Annotated in this window: 8 protein-coding genes and 3 rRNA genes; 5 read left to right on the forward strand and 6 right to left on the reverse strand. The window is 67.5% G+C overall.

Annotation, left to right across the window (positions count from 1 at the left end; all coding sequences use genetic code 11):
* Nucleotide 1 precedes the first annotated feature (1 nt).
* Entirely contained in the window at nucleotides 2–616 is a 615-nt protein-coding gene (locus tag OG776_RS25225; protein ID WP_148008698.1) for a hypothetical protein, read from the forward strand.
* 35 nt (nucleotides 617–651) lie between these two features.
* Here the strand turns inward: OG776_RS25225 and OG776_RS25230 are convergent, their stop codons facing one another.
* Nucleotides 652–1,668, reverse strand: a complete 1,017-nt coding sequence (locus OG776_RS25230) for an RDD family protein (RefSeq protein WP_329322561.1) — start codon at nucleotides 1,666–1,668, stop codon at nucleotides 652–654.
* A gap of 121 nt (nucleotides 1,669–1,789) precedes the next feature.
* On the opposite strand from OG776_RS25230, the gene OG776_RS25235 reads away from it, so the two are divergent.
* From OG776_RS25235 to rrf, 4 genes are all read left to right on the forward strand, one after another.
* Nucleotides 1,790–2,797: a stage II sporulation protein M gene (locus tag OG776_RS25235; protein ID WP_148008697.1), complete on the forward strand. Its 1,008-nt coding sequence runs from the start codon at nucleotides 1,790–1,792 to the stop codon at nucleotides 2,795–2,797.
* 684 nt (nucleotides 2,798–3,481) lie between these two features.
* Nucleotides 3,482–5,007 (forward strand): 16S ribosomal RNA (locus OG776_RS25240).
* Nucleotides 5,008–5,318: 311 nt separating this feature from the next.
* Nucleotides 5,319–8,439, forward strand: a 23S ribosomal RNA gene (locus OG776_RS25245).
* An 88-nt stretch (nucleotides 8,440–8,527) separates the two neighbouring features.
* Nucleotides 8,528–8,644 (forward strand): 5S ribosomal RNA (gene rrf / locus OG776_RS25250).
* Together the 16S, 23S and 5S rRNA genes form the textbook arrangement of a ribosomal RNA operon.
* Nucleotides 8,645–8,755: 111 nt before the next feature.
* On the opposite strand, the gene OG776_RS25255 is transcribed toward rrf, so the two are convergent.
* From OG776_RS25255 to OG776_RS25275, 5 genes are read right to left on the reverse strand one after another with little or no spacing between them, the layout of a single operon-like run.
* Nucleotides 8,756–10,066 carry a DUF58 domain-containing protein gene (locus tag OG776_RS25255; RefSeq protein WP_329322562.1) on the reverse strand — a complete coding sequence of 437 codons (1,311 nt, stop codon included), beginning with the start codon at nucleotides 10,064–10,066 and terminating at the stop codon, nucleotides 8,756–8,758.
* Nucleotides 10,066–11,055, reverse strand: coding sequence for an AAA family ATPase (locus tag OG776_RS25260; protein WP_329322563.1), 990 nt, complete (start codon nucleotides 11,053–11,055; stop codon nucleotides 10,066–10,068). The genes OG776_RS25255 and OG776_RS25260 overlap by 1 nt, the downstream gene beginning before the upstream one ends.
* Nucleotides 11,055–12,254: a DUF4350 domain-containing protein gene (locus OG776_RS25265; RefSeq protein WP_329322564.1), complete on the reverse strand. Its 1,200-nt coding sequence runs from the start codon at nucleotides 12,252–12,254 to the stop codon at nucleotides 11,055–11,057. The genes OG776_RS25260 and OG776_RS25265 overlap by 1 nt, the downstream gene beginning before the upstream one ends.
* The gene (locus OG776_RS25270; RefSeq protein ID WP_148009597.1) at nucleotides 12,251–12,988 is read right to left on the reverse strand and encodes a DUF4129 domain-containing protein; all 738 of its coding nucleotides are present in this window, start codon (nucleotides 12,986–12,988) and stop codon (nucleotides 12,251–12,253) included. Before OG776_RS25270 ends, OG776_RS25265 begins: the two co-directional genes overlap by 4 nt.
* 4 nt (nucleotides 12,989–12,992) lie before the next feature.
* Nucleotides 12,993–14,339 carry a DUF7544 domain-containing protein gene (locus tag OG776_RS25275; protein WP_329322565.1) on the reverse strand — a complete coding sequence of 449 codons (1,347 nt, stop codon included), beginning with the start codon at nucleotides 14,337–14,339 and terminating at the stop codon, nucleotides 12,993–12,995.
* Nucleotides 14,340–14,452 lie beyond the last annotated feature (113 nt).

Below are 14,452 nucleotides of genomic sequence, written 5' to 3' on the forward strand. Positions count from 1 at the left end.
CATGCCACGTGGCCGCTATGCGCTCCACGATCCGCACGACCACACCCCCCTCGCCGAAGAACACTTCCACTGCGCGCCGGGCCCCTCCGGCTGGCGCTACGTCTCCCAGCTGACGGCGCCCTCCGGCGATCACAGCGGCTCCGTCGACCTCACCCTCGACGAACTGGGCCGCCCCATCCGGCTCGAACTGCACGCCGCGAGCTGGCAGGTCCGGGGCGCCGCGCTCGACGGCGTCACCTGGGTCCGCACCGATCCCACGGGCACCGAGGCCACCGAGGGCAACGTCCCCGCCCACGCCTTCACCGGCACGTCCCCCGCGTTCCTCGTCGCCACCGCCCGTCTGCTGCGCCTCATCCCCTCCGCCCCGGCCACCCGCGTCCGCCTCGTCGCCTTCACCGACCCGGTCCTCGCCCCGCGCACCCTCGACCAGTCCTGGGCCCTGGTCTCGAGAGAAACACACGCCACCGACAACGGTCCCCTGACTGTGGACGCGTACCAGGTCACAGCGCTGGACACGGGGGAGCGGCACGAGGTGCACCTCGCGGGCGACGTCGTCCTCGCGGCACCGGGCATCGAGCTGGAACACCTCGAATCCCCGCCGTCGGTGTTCGCCTGACCCGACCTGCCCCGCCGGCCTCGCGGCATCGGAGTTCAGGCGGGCGGCGCGAACCCCGTCGCGGGCCGGTCGGACCGCTCCCCGGGCGCCGTCGGCCGTGCCTCCGGAGACTCGCCGTCGGCCCCGCCCCGCAACGGTGTCGGTGACGGCGACGGCGACGGCGACCGAGGATCTCCGCCCGCGGCACCGGACCCGGCCCCCGCCGACGGCGCCGAGAATCCCGGACGCCAACCGACCGGGCCGCTTCCGCCCGGCCCCCCGGCTGAGTACGCGCCGGGCCCCCCTGACCCCGCCATCGCCGGCCCGCTCCCGAAGGCCCGCCGGGCGTCCCGCGACTGCCGCTCGTGCACCACGGCCGCCAGATACGCGGCCGCCGGCACACCGTGCGGCACCGGAGCGCCGGTACGCGCGGCGACGTCGGAGGCCAGCCGCTGCGCCATCGCCGCACCGACCTGCGGGTCCAGCTGCCGCATCCGGGTCAGGTACTGGCGAACGGCCAGCCACAGCCCGTCCGGCACCGCCGACAGGTCGAGCCCGGAGAACCGCCCCGCCAGCCAGGGCGGCGGGGGAGGCACGAAGGTGCTCGGACCGGCCGGTATCCGCTCGCGCACGACGAGGGTCCCCGCGAACACGTCACCCAGCCGCCGCCCGCGCTGCGACACGAGCGAGGCGATGCACGCGACGATCCCGAACGTCATCAGGATCTCGACCACCCCGACGGCACCGCGCACCAGCGCGTGCCGGAACCGGATCGGCCCCCCGTCGTCCCGGACCACCCGCAGCCCGAACGCCAGCTTCCCCAGCGACCGGCCGTGGCTGAGCGTCTCCACCGCGATCGGTCCGCCGACCAGCAGCAGTACGAAGCTCGCGATCGACACCGCGATCTGCGCCGCCTCGTCCAGGGCCGCGGTCGAGGCCACCAGGCCGATGGTGACGATCAGATAGGCCGCCATCGCCACGACCAGGTCGAGCAGCACGGCCAGCGCACGGCTCGGCAGTTTCGCGGGCCGCAGCTCCAATGCCACGGCCTCGCCCGTCACCAGCTCACTCACGCCCGCCCGTCCTTCCCCTGACCTGCCCCGAGAACCGCCAGTCTGCCAAGCTGAGGACAACATCGCGCCGCGGTACGACAAGCTGATACGCGGTACGAGAGGACGAGGAGCGGCAGAACCGATGGACCTCGACGTCTTCGTGTCCGCGCACCGCGCGGAATGGGACCGCCTGGACGCGCTGTTGCGCCGTCGGCGCCGGCTGAACGGCGCCGAGGCCGACGAACTGGTGGCCCTCTACCAACGCGCGGCCACGCACCTCTCCCTCGTCCGGTCCAGCGCCCCGGACCCGCAGCTCACCGGGCGCCTCAGCCAGCTGGTGGCACGCGCGCGCAGCGCCGTGACCGGCACCAGGCGTTCGTCCTGGCGCGATGTCACGCGCTTCCTCACCCAGGGGTTCCCCGCGGCGGTGTACCGCTCGCGCCACTGGTGGGTACCCACGGCCCTCGTCTCCACCGCGATCGCCGTCCTCCTCGGGTGGTGGATCGGCGCGCACCCGGAGGTCCAGTCCACGATCGCGGCCCCCGCCGAACTGCGCTCGCTCACGCGCCCCGGCGGCGAGTACGAGACCTACTACTCCAGCCATCCGGCGGCCTCCTTCGCGGCCCAGGTGTGGACGAACAACGCCCAGGCCGCCGCGATGTGCCTGGTCCTGGGCATCTTCCTGGGTATACCCGTGCTCTGGATCCTCCTCCAGAACATGCTCAACCTCGGCGTCGGCATCGGCTTGATGTCGTCGGCCGGCCGGCTCGACACCTTCCTCGGCCTGATCCTCCCGCACGGCCTCCTGGAACTGACGGCCGTCTTCGTGGCCGCGGGCACGGGCCTCCGCCTGGGCTGGACCCTGATCGACCCGGGCCCCCGCTCCCGTCGCACGGCACTCGCCGAGGAGGGCCGCGCCGCCCTCGGCATGGCGATCGGCCTTGCTCTGGTCCTCTTCGTGTCGGGCGCCATCGAAGGCTTCGTCACCCCGTCCGGCCTCCCCACCTGGGCCCGAATAGGCATAGGCATCGCGGCTGAACTGGCCTTCCTCACCTACGTGTATGTCCTGGGCGGTCGTGCGGCACGGTCCGGCGCCACCGGCGACGTCGAGGAGGCCGAGCGCAGCGCCACGCTGCCGACGGCCGCGTGATGTGCGACCCCGCCCGTTGACCTGCTAGTCTCCTCTTCGCCCCACAGGAACCATTGACATGGAGCCGGTGGGGAGGTAGATTCGAACAGTTGCCTAGAACTGGACACGTCCAGTCGGTAGCGGTTAGCATCTATCAGCTTCTCGTGAAGATGATTCCGAGAAGTACCTCCCGATAATTCAGGACCGAGCGGCCGGCAAGGCCGGTCAAAAGCTTCTGATAAAGTCGGACTCGCCGAAAGAGAGCCGCAAGGCGTGAGTAGGCAAAGGCCCCTCCAACGGCCACTGGAAATGAATTCCGACCGGAAACGGAACGGAAAACGGATCTGGTAAAGTCGGAGTCGCCGGAAAGGGAAACGCGAGAGCGGGAACCTGGAAAGCGCCGAGGAAATCGGATACGGAAACGGTCTGATAGAGTCGGAAACGCAAGACCGAAGGGAAGCGCCCGGAGGAAAGCCCGAGAGGGTGAGTACAAAGGAAGCGTCCGTTCCTTGAGAACTCAACAGCGTGCCAAAAATCAACGCCAGATATGTTGATACCCCGTCTCCGGCCGATCGGTCGGGGCGAGGTTCCTTTGAAAAAGTCCTGCCTTTCGGGGCAGGCGCACAGCGAGGACGCTGTGAACCGGGGGATTATTCCTCTTCCGGTTCCGCTCTCGTGTGTGTTTCGCCGGATTACCGGTAAGCATTCACGGAGAGTTTGATCCTGGCTCAGGACGAACGCTGGCGGCGTGCTTAACACATGCAAGTCGAACGATGAAGCCCTTCGGGGTGGATTAGTGGCGAACGGGTGAGTAACACGTGGGCAATCTGCCCTTCACTCTGGGACAAGCCCTGGAAACGGGGTCTAATACCGGATAATACCTGCCTGGGCATCTGGGTGGGTTGAAAGCTCCGGCGGTGAAGGATGAGCCCGCGGCCTATCAGCTTGTTGGTGAGGTAGTGGCTCACCAAGGCGACGACGGGTAGCCGGCCTGAGAGGGCGACCGGCCACACTGGGACTGAGACACGGCCCAGACTCCTACGGGAGGCAGCAGTGGGGAATATTGCACAATGGGCGAAAGCCTGATGCAGCGACGCCGCGTGAGGGATGACGGCCTTCGGGTTGTAAACCTCTTTCAGCAGGGAAGAAGCGAGAGTGACGGTACCTGCAGAAGAAGCGCCGGCTAACTACGTGCCAGCAGCCGCGGTAATACGTAGGGCGCAAGCGTTGTCCGGAATTATTGGGCGTAAAGAGCTCGTAGGCGGCTTGTCACGTCGGGTGTGAAAGACCGGGGCTTAACCCCGGTTCTGCATTCGATACGGGCTAGCTAGAGTGTGGTAGGGGAGATCGGAATTCCTGGTGTAGCGGTGAAATGCGCAGATATCAGGAGGAACACCGGTGGCGAAGGCGGATCTCTGGGCCATTACTGACGCTGAGGAGCGAAAGCGTGGGGAGCGAACAGGATTAGATACCCTGGTAGTCCACGCCGTAAACGGTGGGAACTAGGTGTTGGCGACATTCCACGTCGTCGGTGCCGCAGCTAACGCATTAAGTTCCCCGCCTGGGGAGTACGGCCGCAAGGCTAAAACTCAAAGGAATTGACGGGGGCCCGCACAAGCAGCGGAGCATGTGGCTTAATTCGACGCAACGCGAAGAACCTTACCAAGGCTTGACATACACCGGAAACGGCCAGAGATGGTCGCCCCCTTGTGGTCGGTGTACAGGTGGTGCATGGCTGTCGTCAGCTCGTGTCGTGAGATGTTGGGTTAAGTCCCGCAACGAGCGCAACCCTTGTTCTGTGTTGCCAGCATGCCCTTCGGGGTGATGGGGACTCACAGGAGACTGCCGGGGTCAACTCGGAGGAAGGTGGGGACGACGTCAAGTCATCATGCCCCTTATGTCTTGGGCTGCACACGTGCTACAATGGCAGGTACAAAGAGCTGCGAAGCCGTGAGGCGGAGCGAATCTCAAAAAGCCTGTCTCAGTTCGGATTGGGGTCTGCAACTCGACCCCATGAAGTCGGAGTTGCTAGTAATCGCAGATCAGCATTGCTGCGGTGAATACGTTCCCGGGCCTTGTACACACCGCCCGTCACGTCACGAAAGTCGGTAACACCCGAAGCCGGTGGCCCAACCCCTTGTGGGAGGGAGCTGTCGAAGGTGGGACTGGCGATTGGGACGAAGTCGTAACAAGGTAGCCGTACCGGAAGGTGCGGCTGGATCACCTCCTTTCTAAGGAGCATCTAGGCTGCCAGGTTCGCCTGGTGGTCCAGGGCCATTACGTCGGCAAACGTTCGACGGTGGTTGCTCATGGGTGGAACGTTGATTATTCGGCACTTTCAGTCATCTCAGGCTGCCAGTACTGCTCTTCGGAGTGTGGAAAGCTGATCGGAGTGGCGAGGGTGTCGGGCACGTTGTTGGGTGTCTGAGGGTACGGCCGAAAGGCTGCCTTCAGTGCCGGCCCCAGTGAACTCCGGTTGTAGCCGGGGGTGATGGGTGGTTGGTCGTTGTTTGAGAACTGCACAGTGGACGCGAGCATCTGTGGCCAAGTTTTTAAGGGCGCACGGTGGATGCCTTGGCACCAGGAACCGATGAAGGACGTGGGAGGCCACGATAGTCCCCGGGGAGTCGTCAACCAGGCTTTGATCCGGGGGTTTCCGAATGGGGAAACCCGGCAGTCGTCATGGGCTGTCACCCATACCTGAACACATAGGGTATGTGGAGGGAACGCGGGGAAGTGAAACATCTCAGTACCCGCAGGAAGAGAAAACAACCGTGATTCCGGGAGTAGTGGCGAGCGAAACTGGATGAGGCCAAACCATATGCGTGTGAGACCCGGCAGGGGTTGCGTATGTGGGGTTGTGGGATTTCTCTTTCACGGTCTGCCGGCCGTGAGACGAGTCAGAAACCGTTGATGTAGGCGAAGGACATGCGAAAGGTCCGGCGTAGAGGGTAAGACCCCCGTAGTCGAAACATCAGCGGCTCGTTTGAGAAACACCCAAGTAGCACGGGGCCCGAGAAATCCCGTGTGAATCTGGCGGGACCACCCGCTAAGCCTAAATATTCCCTGGTGACCGATAGCGGATAGTACCGTGAGGGAATGGTGAAAAGTACCGCGGGAGCGGAGTGAAATAGTACCTGAAACCGTGTGCCTACAAGCCGTGGGAGCGTCGGATGTGTGCTTGCACATGTCTCGTGACTGCGTGCCTTTTGAAGAATGAGCCTGCGAGTTTGCGGTGTGTTGCGAGGTTAACCCGTGTGGGGAAGCCGTAGCGAAAGCGAGTCCGAATAGGGCGATTTAGTAGCGCGCTCAAGACCCGAAGCGGAGTGATCTAGCCATGGGCAGGTTGAAGCGGCTGTAAGAGGTCGTGGAGGACCGAACCCACCAGGGTTGAAAACCTGGGGGATGACCTGTGGTTAGGGGTGAAAGGCCAATCAAACTCCGTGATAGCTGGTTCTCCCCGAAATGCATTTAGGTGCAGCGTCGTGTGTTTCTTGCCGGAGGTAGAGCACTGGATAGGCGATGGGCCCTACCGGGTTACTGACCTTAGCCAAACTCCGAATGCCGGTAAGTGAGAGCGCGGCAGTGAGACTGTGGGGGATAAGCTCCATGGTCGAGAGGGAAACAGCCCAGAGCATCGACTAAGGCCCCTAAGCGTACGCTAAGTGGGAAAGGATGTGGAGTCGCACAGACAACCAGGAGGTTGGCTTAGAAGCAGCCACCCTTGAAAGAGTGCGTAATAGCTCACTGGTCTAGTGATTCCGCGCCGACAATGTAGCGGGGCTCAAGCGTACCGCCGAAGTCGTGTCATTGCAGCAATAGGGCCAACGCCCGCTGTGATGGGTAGGGGAGCGTCGTGTGCCGGGTGAAGCCGCGCCGGAAGGCAGTGGTGGACGGTTCACGAGTGAGAATGCAGGCATGAGTAGCGATACACACGTGAGAAACGTGTGCGCCGATTGACTAAGGGTTCCTGGGTCAAGCTGATCTGCCCAGGGTAAGTCGGGACCTAAGGCGAGGCCGACAGGCGTAGTCGATGGATAACCGGTTGATATTCCGGTACCCGCTGTGAAGCGTCAAACATTGAACCAGGCGATGCTAAGTCCGTGAAGCCGCCCTGGAGCCTTCGGGCGAAGGGGAGTGGTGGAGCCGACGGACCAGACCTGTAGTAGGTGAGTGATGGGGTGACGCAGGAAGGTAGTCCATCCCGGGCGGTGGTTGTCCCGGGGTAAGGGTGTAGGCCGTGTGATAGGTAAATCCGTCACACATTGAGGCTGAGACCTGATGCCGAGCCGATTGTGGTGAAGTGGATGATCCTATGCTGTCGAGAAAAGCCTCTAGCGAGTTTCATGGCGGCCCGTACCCTAAACCGACTCAGGTGGTCAGGTAGAGAATACCGAGGCGTTCGGGTGAACTATGGTTAAGGAACTCGGCAAAATGCCCCCGTAACTTCGGGAGAAGGGGGCCATCACCGGTGATGAGTCTTGCACTCTGAGCTGGGGGTGGCCGCAGAGACCAGCGAGAAGCGACTGTTTACTAAAAACACAGGTCCGTGCGAAGCCGTAAGGCGATGTATACGGACTGACGCCTGCCCGGTGCTGGAACGTTAAGGGGACCGGTTAGTCACTCTTCGGGGTGGCGAAGCTGAGAACTTAAGCGCCAGTAAACGGCGGTGGTAACTATAACCATCCTAAGGTAGCGAAATTCCTTGTCGGGTAAGTTCCGACCTGCACGAATGGCGTAACGACTTCTCGACTGTCTCAACCATAGGCCCGGTGAAATTGCACTACGAGTAAAGATGCTCGTTTCGCGCAGCAGGACGGAAAGACCCCGGGACCTTTACTACAGTTTGATATTGGTGTTCGGTTCGGCTTGTGTAGGATAGCTGGGAGACTTTGAAGCTCGCACGCCAGTGTGGGTGGAGTCGTCGTTGAAATACCAGTCTGGTCGTGCTGGATGTCTAACCTGGGTCCGTGATCCGGATCAGGGACAGTGTCTGATGGGTAGTTTAACTGGGGCGGTTGCCTCCTAAAGAGTAACGGAGGCGCCCAAAGGTTCCCTCAGCCTGGTTGGTAATCAGGTGTTGAGTGTAAGTGCACAAGGGAGCTTGACTGTGAGACCGACGGGTCGAGCAGGGACGAAAGTCGGGACTAGTGATCCGGCGGTGGCTTGTGGAAGCGCCGTCGCTCAACGGATAAAAGGTACCCCGGGGATAACAGGCTGATCTTCCCCAAGAGTCCATATCGACGGGATGGTTTGGCACCTCGATGTCGGCTCGTCGCATCCTGGGGCTGGAGTCGGTCCCAAGGGTTGGGCTGTTCGCCCATTAAAGCGGTACGCGAGCTGGGTTTAGAACGTCGTGAGACAGTTCGGTCCCTATCCGCTGTGCGCGTAGGAATATTGAGAAGGGCTGTCCCTAGTACGAGAGGACCGGGACGGACGAACCTCTGGTGTGCCAGTTGTCCTGCCAAGGGCATGGCTGGTTGGCTACGTTCGGGAGGGATAACCGCTGAAAGCATCTAAGCGGGAAGCCTGCTTCGAGATGAGTATTCCCACCCCCTTTGAGGGGTTAAGGCTCCCAGTAGACGACTGGGTTGATAGGCCGGATCTGGAAGGCGGGTAACCGCTGGAGGTGACCGGTACTAATAGGCCGAGGGCTTGTCCTCAGTTGCTCGCGTCCACTGTGTTGGTTCTGAAACCACGAACAACCGTCGTAGCCGTTTTGGCTGTGGCTCCGGTTGTGTTTCATAGTGTTTCGGTGGTCATAGCGTGAGGGAAACGCCCGGTTACATTCCGAACCCGGAAGCTAAGCCTTACAGCGCCGATGGTACTGCAGGGGGGACCCTGTGGGAGAGTAGGACGCCGCCGAACAAATATTGAGGAGACCCCCGTACCGGGAAATCGGTACGGGGGTTTTCTGCATTCAAAGTCCTTTTCTTCGAGGGGCCTCTTGGGACAAGAGGCCCCTTTTTTTGTGCCGGCTTACAGGCGGCCTGCTGCCTTGAGAGCGAGGTAGGCGTCCGCGAGGGCGGGGGGCAGGTCGTCCGGTGTCGCATCCACGACGGTGACTCCATGGCGCGTCAACTGGGCGGCCGTACGGCGGCGTTCCGCCTGGGCGTGAGCCGCTGCCGCAGCCTCGTACACGGCCTCGGCATCCCCTCGGGCCTCCGCCATACGGGCGATGTACGGATCGGCGACCGAGGCCACCAGGACCGTATGGCGGCGGGTGAGGCGGGAGAGGACGGGGAGCAGGCCCTCCTCCACCGGGGCGGCGTCGAGGGCCGTCAGGAGGACGATCAGGGAGCGGCGCGGGGCGGTGCGGAGGGCGGTGGCCGTCAGGCCGCGTGCGTCGGTCTCGACGAGCTCCGGCTCCAGGGTGGCCATCGCGGCGACCAGGGACGGCAGGACGTCGCCCGCCGAGCGGCCCTGGACGAGAGCGCGGACCCGGCGGTCGTAGGCGAGCAGGTCCACGCGATCGCCGGCCCGGGAGGCCAGGGCCGCGAGGAGGAGGGCCGCGTCCAGGGAGGCGTCCAGGCGCGGGGCGTCGCCCACACGGCCGGCCGAGGTGCGGCCCGTGTCGAGGACCAGCAGGATGTGGCGGTCCCGTTCGGGCCGCCAGGTGCGGACCGCGACCGTGGACCGGCGGGCCGTGGCACGCCAGTCGATGGAACGGGTGTCGTCGCCGGCGACGTACTCGCGCAGGCTGTCGAACTCGGTGCCCTCTCCGCGGGTCAGGACGCTGGTGCGGCCGTCGAGCTCACGCAGCCGGGCCAGCTTCGACGGGAGGTGCTTGCGGCTGGTGAACGGGGGCAGGACGCGCACCGTCCACGGGACCCTGTGGCTGCCCTGGCGGGAGAAGAGACCGAGAGGACCGTACGAGCGGATCGTGACGCGGTCCGCGTGCCGGTCGCCGCGGCGGGTCGGGCGCAGGCGGGTCGTCAGGCGGCGGCGTTCACCGGGCGGGACCGTCAGACGGTGGCGGGACGCGGCCGTCTCGGTGCCCGGTTCCCAGCTGCTCGGGGGCCAGGCGTCGCGCAGGCGGGCGCGCAGCGGGCGGCCCGAGGGGTTGGTGACGGTGAGGGTGACGTCGGCGGTCCCGCCCAGGCGTACCGACGTGTCGCCGGAGCGGGCGAGGCCGAGACGGCGTACGGGCGCGGCCAGAGCGGCGTCGCAGGCGCAGGCCAGCGCCAGGGGCGCGTTCACGGCGAGGATGCCCGTCCAACTCGGTTCCCAGATGCCGACGGGGAGAGTGCCGAGGGCCGCCAGGAGGGCGGCGCGGCCGGTGAGTGCCATCAGCGGGGGACGGGGACGTGGGCGAGGATCGCGTTGATGACCGAGTCGGTGGTCACGCCCTCCATCTCGGCCTCCGGGCGGAGCTGGATGCGATGGCGGAGCGTGGGGAGGGCCAGGGCCTTCACGTCGTCGGGGATGACGTAGTCGCGGCCGGTCAGCCAGGCCCAGGCGCGGGCCGTGGCGAGGAGGGCGGTGGCGCCGCGCGGGGAGACACCGAGGCTCAGGGACGGTGATTCGCGGGTGGCACGGCAGAGGTCCACCACATAGCCGGTGATCTCGGGGGAGACCGTGGTCTTGGCGACGGCGGCGCGTGCGGCTTCCAGGTCGGCCGGGCCGGCCACGGGGCGTACGCCGGCGGCGCGCAGGTCGCGCGGGTTGAATCCCTCGGCGTGCCGGGTGAGGACGTCGATCTCGTCCTGGCGGGAGGGGAGCGGGATCGTCAGCTTGAGCAGGAAGCGGTCCAGCTGGGCTTCGGGCAGGGGATACGTTCCCTCGTACTCGACCGGGTTCTGGGTGGCGGCGACGAGGAAGGGCTCAGGGAGCGGGCGGGGTGTGCCGTCGACCGTGACCTGACGTTCCTCCATCGCTTCGAGGAGGGACGACTGCGTCTTGGGCGGGGTGCGGTTGATCTCGTCGGCCAGCAGCAGGTTGGTGAAGACCGGGCCGGGCTGGAAGGAGAACTCGGCGGTGCGGGCGTCGTAGACGAGGGAGCCGGTGATGTCGCTCGGCATCAGGTCGGGCGTGAACTGGACGCGTTTGGTGTCGAGTTCCAGCGCCGAGGCCAGGGCGCGGACGAGCAGGGTCTTGGCGACTCCGGGGACTCCTTCGAGGAGTACGTGTCCGCGGCACAGGAGGGCGACGACGAGGCCGGTCACGGCGGGGTCCTGGCCGACCACGGCTTTGGCGATCTCGGCGCGCAGGGCTTCCAGGGAGGAGCGGGCTGCGCCCGGATCCCCGGCGTACCCGGCGTTGTCAGTGGTCGGATCCATCATGAACGGCGTACCTCTCTTTCGAGGGCGTCTAGGCGGTCGGCGAGGGAGACGAGGGCCGCGTCGTCGCGGGGCGGCGGGCCGAAGAGGAGGGTGTGCAGGGTGGGCTGTCCGTCGCCGTGGAGGTGGGCGGACAGGGCGGGGAGCAGGGCCTCGGGCGCGTGCGCCTGGGCGGGGGACACGCCGACGAGGGGAGCGAGGCGGGTGCGGGTGGCGGAGCGCAGGGCGTCGGCGGCGCGGTCGCGGGCGTCGGCCTTGCGGTAGAGGCGGGCGCGGCCCTCGACGGTCTCGGAGGCGCGGATCGCGACGGGCAGGCGTTCGGGTACGAGGGGGCCGAGCCGGCGCCCTCGCCAGAGGGCGGCCAGGGCCGCCGCGATGAAGAGCTGCAGTGTGCCCCAGAGCCAGCCGGAGGGCAGCAGGTCGAAGAAGGTCTTGTCGCCCGCGTCGGTCGCCGAGGTGTCGGAGAGCGAGGGGAGGTACCAGACCAGATGGGGGCGGGAACCGAGCAGTTGGAGGGCGAGCGAGGCGTTGCCCTGCCGGTCGAGACGGTTGTTGTAGAGGATGTCGGGGGCGCCGACGACGACGGTGTCGCCGTTTCCGGAGGCGGCGGGGATGCGCAGCAGGGTGGGCAGGCCGTCGCTGGGGTAGCAGGTGTCGGCGTCGAGGCCGGTGGTGGTGTAGCGGATGCCGCCGGTGTCGGCGCTGCCCGCGCGTCGGGCGGCCGGCAGGTCGCAGTCGGGCGGGAGCGTCGAGTCGAAGCTGATCGCGGGGTCGGCGGTGACGCCGGGGGCGAGGGTGTGGAGCGAGGGGGCTTCGGGGGCGATCAGGACGGTGCGGCCGCCGGAGGTGGCGGTGGCCCGGCGCAGGCCGGTCTGCTGGCTGTCGGTGAGCAGGTCGGGGGCGGCGACGAGCAGGGTGGTGTCGGGGCCGGCCGCGGCGCGTGCCTCGTCCAGGGTGGTGACCACGCGGGTGGAGACGCCGCGGTCGCTGAGGAGTTCGGCGGTGGCGCGGCTGCCGTAGGGGTCGGCGGAGCGGGGGTCGAGGCGGCCGTGCCGGTCTCCGGAGCGGACCGCGGCGATCGCCACGGCGGCCGCCAGCAGGACCACGACCGCGAGGGTGATGCCCCGGGCACGCGTCCACAGCCCGCGGGCGGTGGGCGAGACGGAGGTGGTGGCGGGGGTGCGGGCGGCCCCGGTCATGAGGCGGCTCCGTGGCCGGTGGGGCCTGCGCCGCCGGTGAGCACGGGTCTGCTGTGGTCCAGGTCGCGGTCGAGCTGGGCGAGGCGGTCGTACGTGCCCGGGTCGGCGGCCCGTCCGCCGTAGGTGACGGCGTCGAAGTCGGCGGCCGCGGCGCGCAGTCGGCCGGTGTGCGCGGGCAGGGTACGGCCCGCCTCGGCGGCCGCCTCGTCCGCCGTGCGGCCGGGGCGCGGGTCGAGGAGCGCGCGCTCCTCCAGGGAGCGGACGACGGCGCGCATGCGTTCCTGGACCGCCTGGTTCCAGTGGCCCTGGGCGGCGTGGGCCTCGGCCGCCGCGCGGTGTTCCGCGGCGCTGCGGGGGCGGTCGTCGAAGAGCGCGGGGGAGGAGGCGGGGGTGCGGTGCGGGGTGCCCAGGCGCCACCACAGGGCGGCGGCGACGGCGAGTACGGCCAGCACGATCACCAGGAGTCCGAGGGCGCCGCCGGGGGTCGCGGAGGACGCGGCTCCGAACAGTTTGTCGACCCAGTCCCAGAAGGCGTCCAGGGCGCGGCGGAGCAGGCTGGGGTCGTTCTCGTGGTAGATCCGTTTGGACAGTTCGCGTTCGGCGGCCTTCCGCGCGGGGTCGCGCGGGATCGTCACCGGTGGCTCGTCGCCGCCGCGCGGCAGCGCGAGGACGGTCCGGGTGCCGGTGTGCGGCAGCGCGCGCAGTGCTGTGGCGACTCCCCCCGCCGCGCTCACTCCGTCAGCTCCCCGCGGTGGTGCCGGGGGCGTGGGAGCCGTAGTCCGATACGCCGGCGGCGCGGGCCAGGTCGAGGTCGAGGGCCTCCCGGCGGATGCGCTGGTCGATGTAGAGGAGCACGGTGACGCCCGCGGTGATCGGGAAGGTGAGCATGGACCCGATGACCGAGCCGATCCCGCTGATGACGAGGAACGTCCAGCCGAGGCTGCCGTCGGTGCTGTTGAGGAATCCGCTGATGCCGTCGCCGCTGAGGGCCGCGGCGAGGACGGAGAACGGGATGACGACGATCGACGCGACGATGTTCGCGATGATCGTGGCGAGCAGCTGGATGCCGAAGATCCGCCACCAGGAGCCGCGTACGAGCTTCGCGGAGCGGGTCATCGACTTGAGGACGCCCTGCTTCTCCAGCATCAGCGCGGGCGAGGCGAGCGAGAAGCGGACCATCAGCCAGAGGGCGACGACACCCGCGCCGAGTCCGCCCAGGACGGCGAGCGCGGCGCCGCCGTCGCTCGAACCGGCGATCGCGACGAGTACACCGGGCAGGACACCGACGCCGATGATCGCGCCGGCGAGGAGGGGCAGCAGGAAGGTCAGTCCGAAGAGTCTCAGCAGCCGGGGGCGGGCGTCCCGCCAGGCCTCGGAGGCGGTCACGGACTTGCCGAGCACCGCGCGGCTGGTGACGGAGGTGAGCAGCGCCGTCGCGACGATGGTCCCGAGCAGGGTGATGAGCAGGACGACGCCCGAGCCGAGTGCCACGTCCCCGAGGGCATGGGTCAGTTCGCCGACGGTGGCACTCGGGTCGTCGAGGGCGTCGGTGCCGGCGGCGTCGTCGAGGAAGAAGCCCTGGAGCAGGATGACCGCGATCTGTGTGACGACGGCGACGGTCAGCGAGATGCCCAGCACCGTGCGCCAGTAGGTGCGCATCGTGGAGACCGCGCCGTCGAGGATCTCGCCGACGCCGAGCGGGCGCAGGGGGATGACACCGGGCTTGGCGGCGGGCGGCGGACCGCCCCAGTTGCCGCCCCAGCCGGCGGGGCCCCCTGGGCCTCCTGGGCCGCCCCAGGCGCCGTGTCCGCCGGGTCCCGTCGGGCCGCCGGGGCCGGGCGGGCGGCCGCCGCCCCAGCCGGAGCCGGGCGGGGGTGGCGGGGTGGGGCCGGGGCCCTGGGGGCCGGGCGCGGACCACTGGCCGGCGGGGGGCTGCGCCTTGGACCACTTCGACGGCGGCTCCGGCCGGTCGGTGCCGCCCTGGTCCGCGGGACGCTCCGGGGGCCGCGCGGTGCCGGAGCCGTTCGGCTCCTGCCCGTCGGAGGGGGCGGATCCGGGCGAGGCCCAGCCCGGAGAGTCGTTCATCGTCGCTCCTTCACGGTGCCCGTCCGCGGTGCGCGGCGGCAGGTTGGCAGCCATCGTGCCACGGTGTGCCCGGCGGGGGACCGGCCGCCGTATGGGCTGGACATCTTCAATTG

It is taken from the genome of Streptomyces sp. NBC_01689 (assembly GCF_036250675.1).
Lineage (GTDB): Bacteria > Actinomycetota > Actinomycetes > Streptomycetales > Streptomycetaceae > Streptomyces.

Coding starts and splice junctions, on each gene's coding strand:
- OG776_RS25260 (WP_329322563.1), bottom strand. CDS start 11,055: ATGGATCCGACCACTGACAACGCCGGGTACGCCGGGGATCCGGGCGCA.
- OG776_RS25255 (WP_329322562.1), bottom strand. CDS start 10,066: ATGGCACTCACCGGCCGCGCCGCCCTCCTGGCGGCCCTCGGCACTCTC.
- OG776_RS25235 (WP_148008697.1), top strand. CDS start 1,790: ATGGACCTCGACGTCTTCGTGTCCGCGCACCGCGCGGAATGGGACCGC.
- OG776_RS25275 (WP_329322565.1), bottom strand. CDS start 14,339: ATGAACGACTCTCCGGGCTGGGCCTCGCCCGGATCCGCCCCCTCCGAC.
- OG776_RS25265 (WP_329322564.1), bottom strand. CDS start 12,254: ATGACCGGGGCCGCCCGCACCCCCGCCACCACCTCCGTCTCGCCCACC.
- OG776_RS25225 (WP_148008698.1), top strand. CDS start 2: ATGCCACGTGGCCGCTATGCGCTCCACGATCCGCACGACCACACCCCC.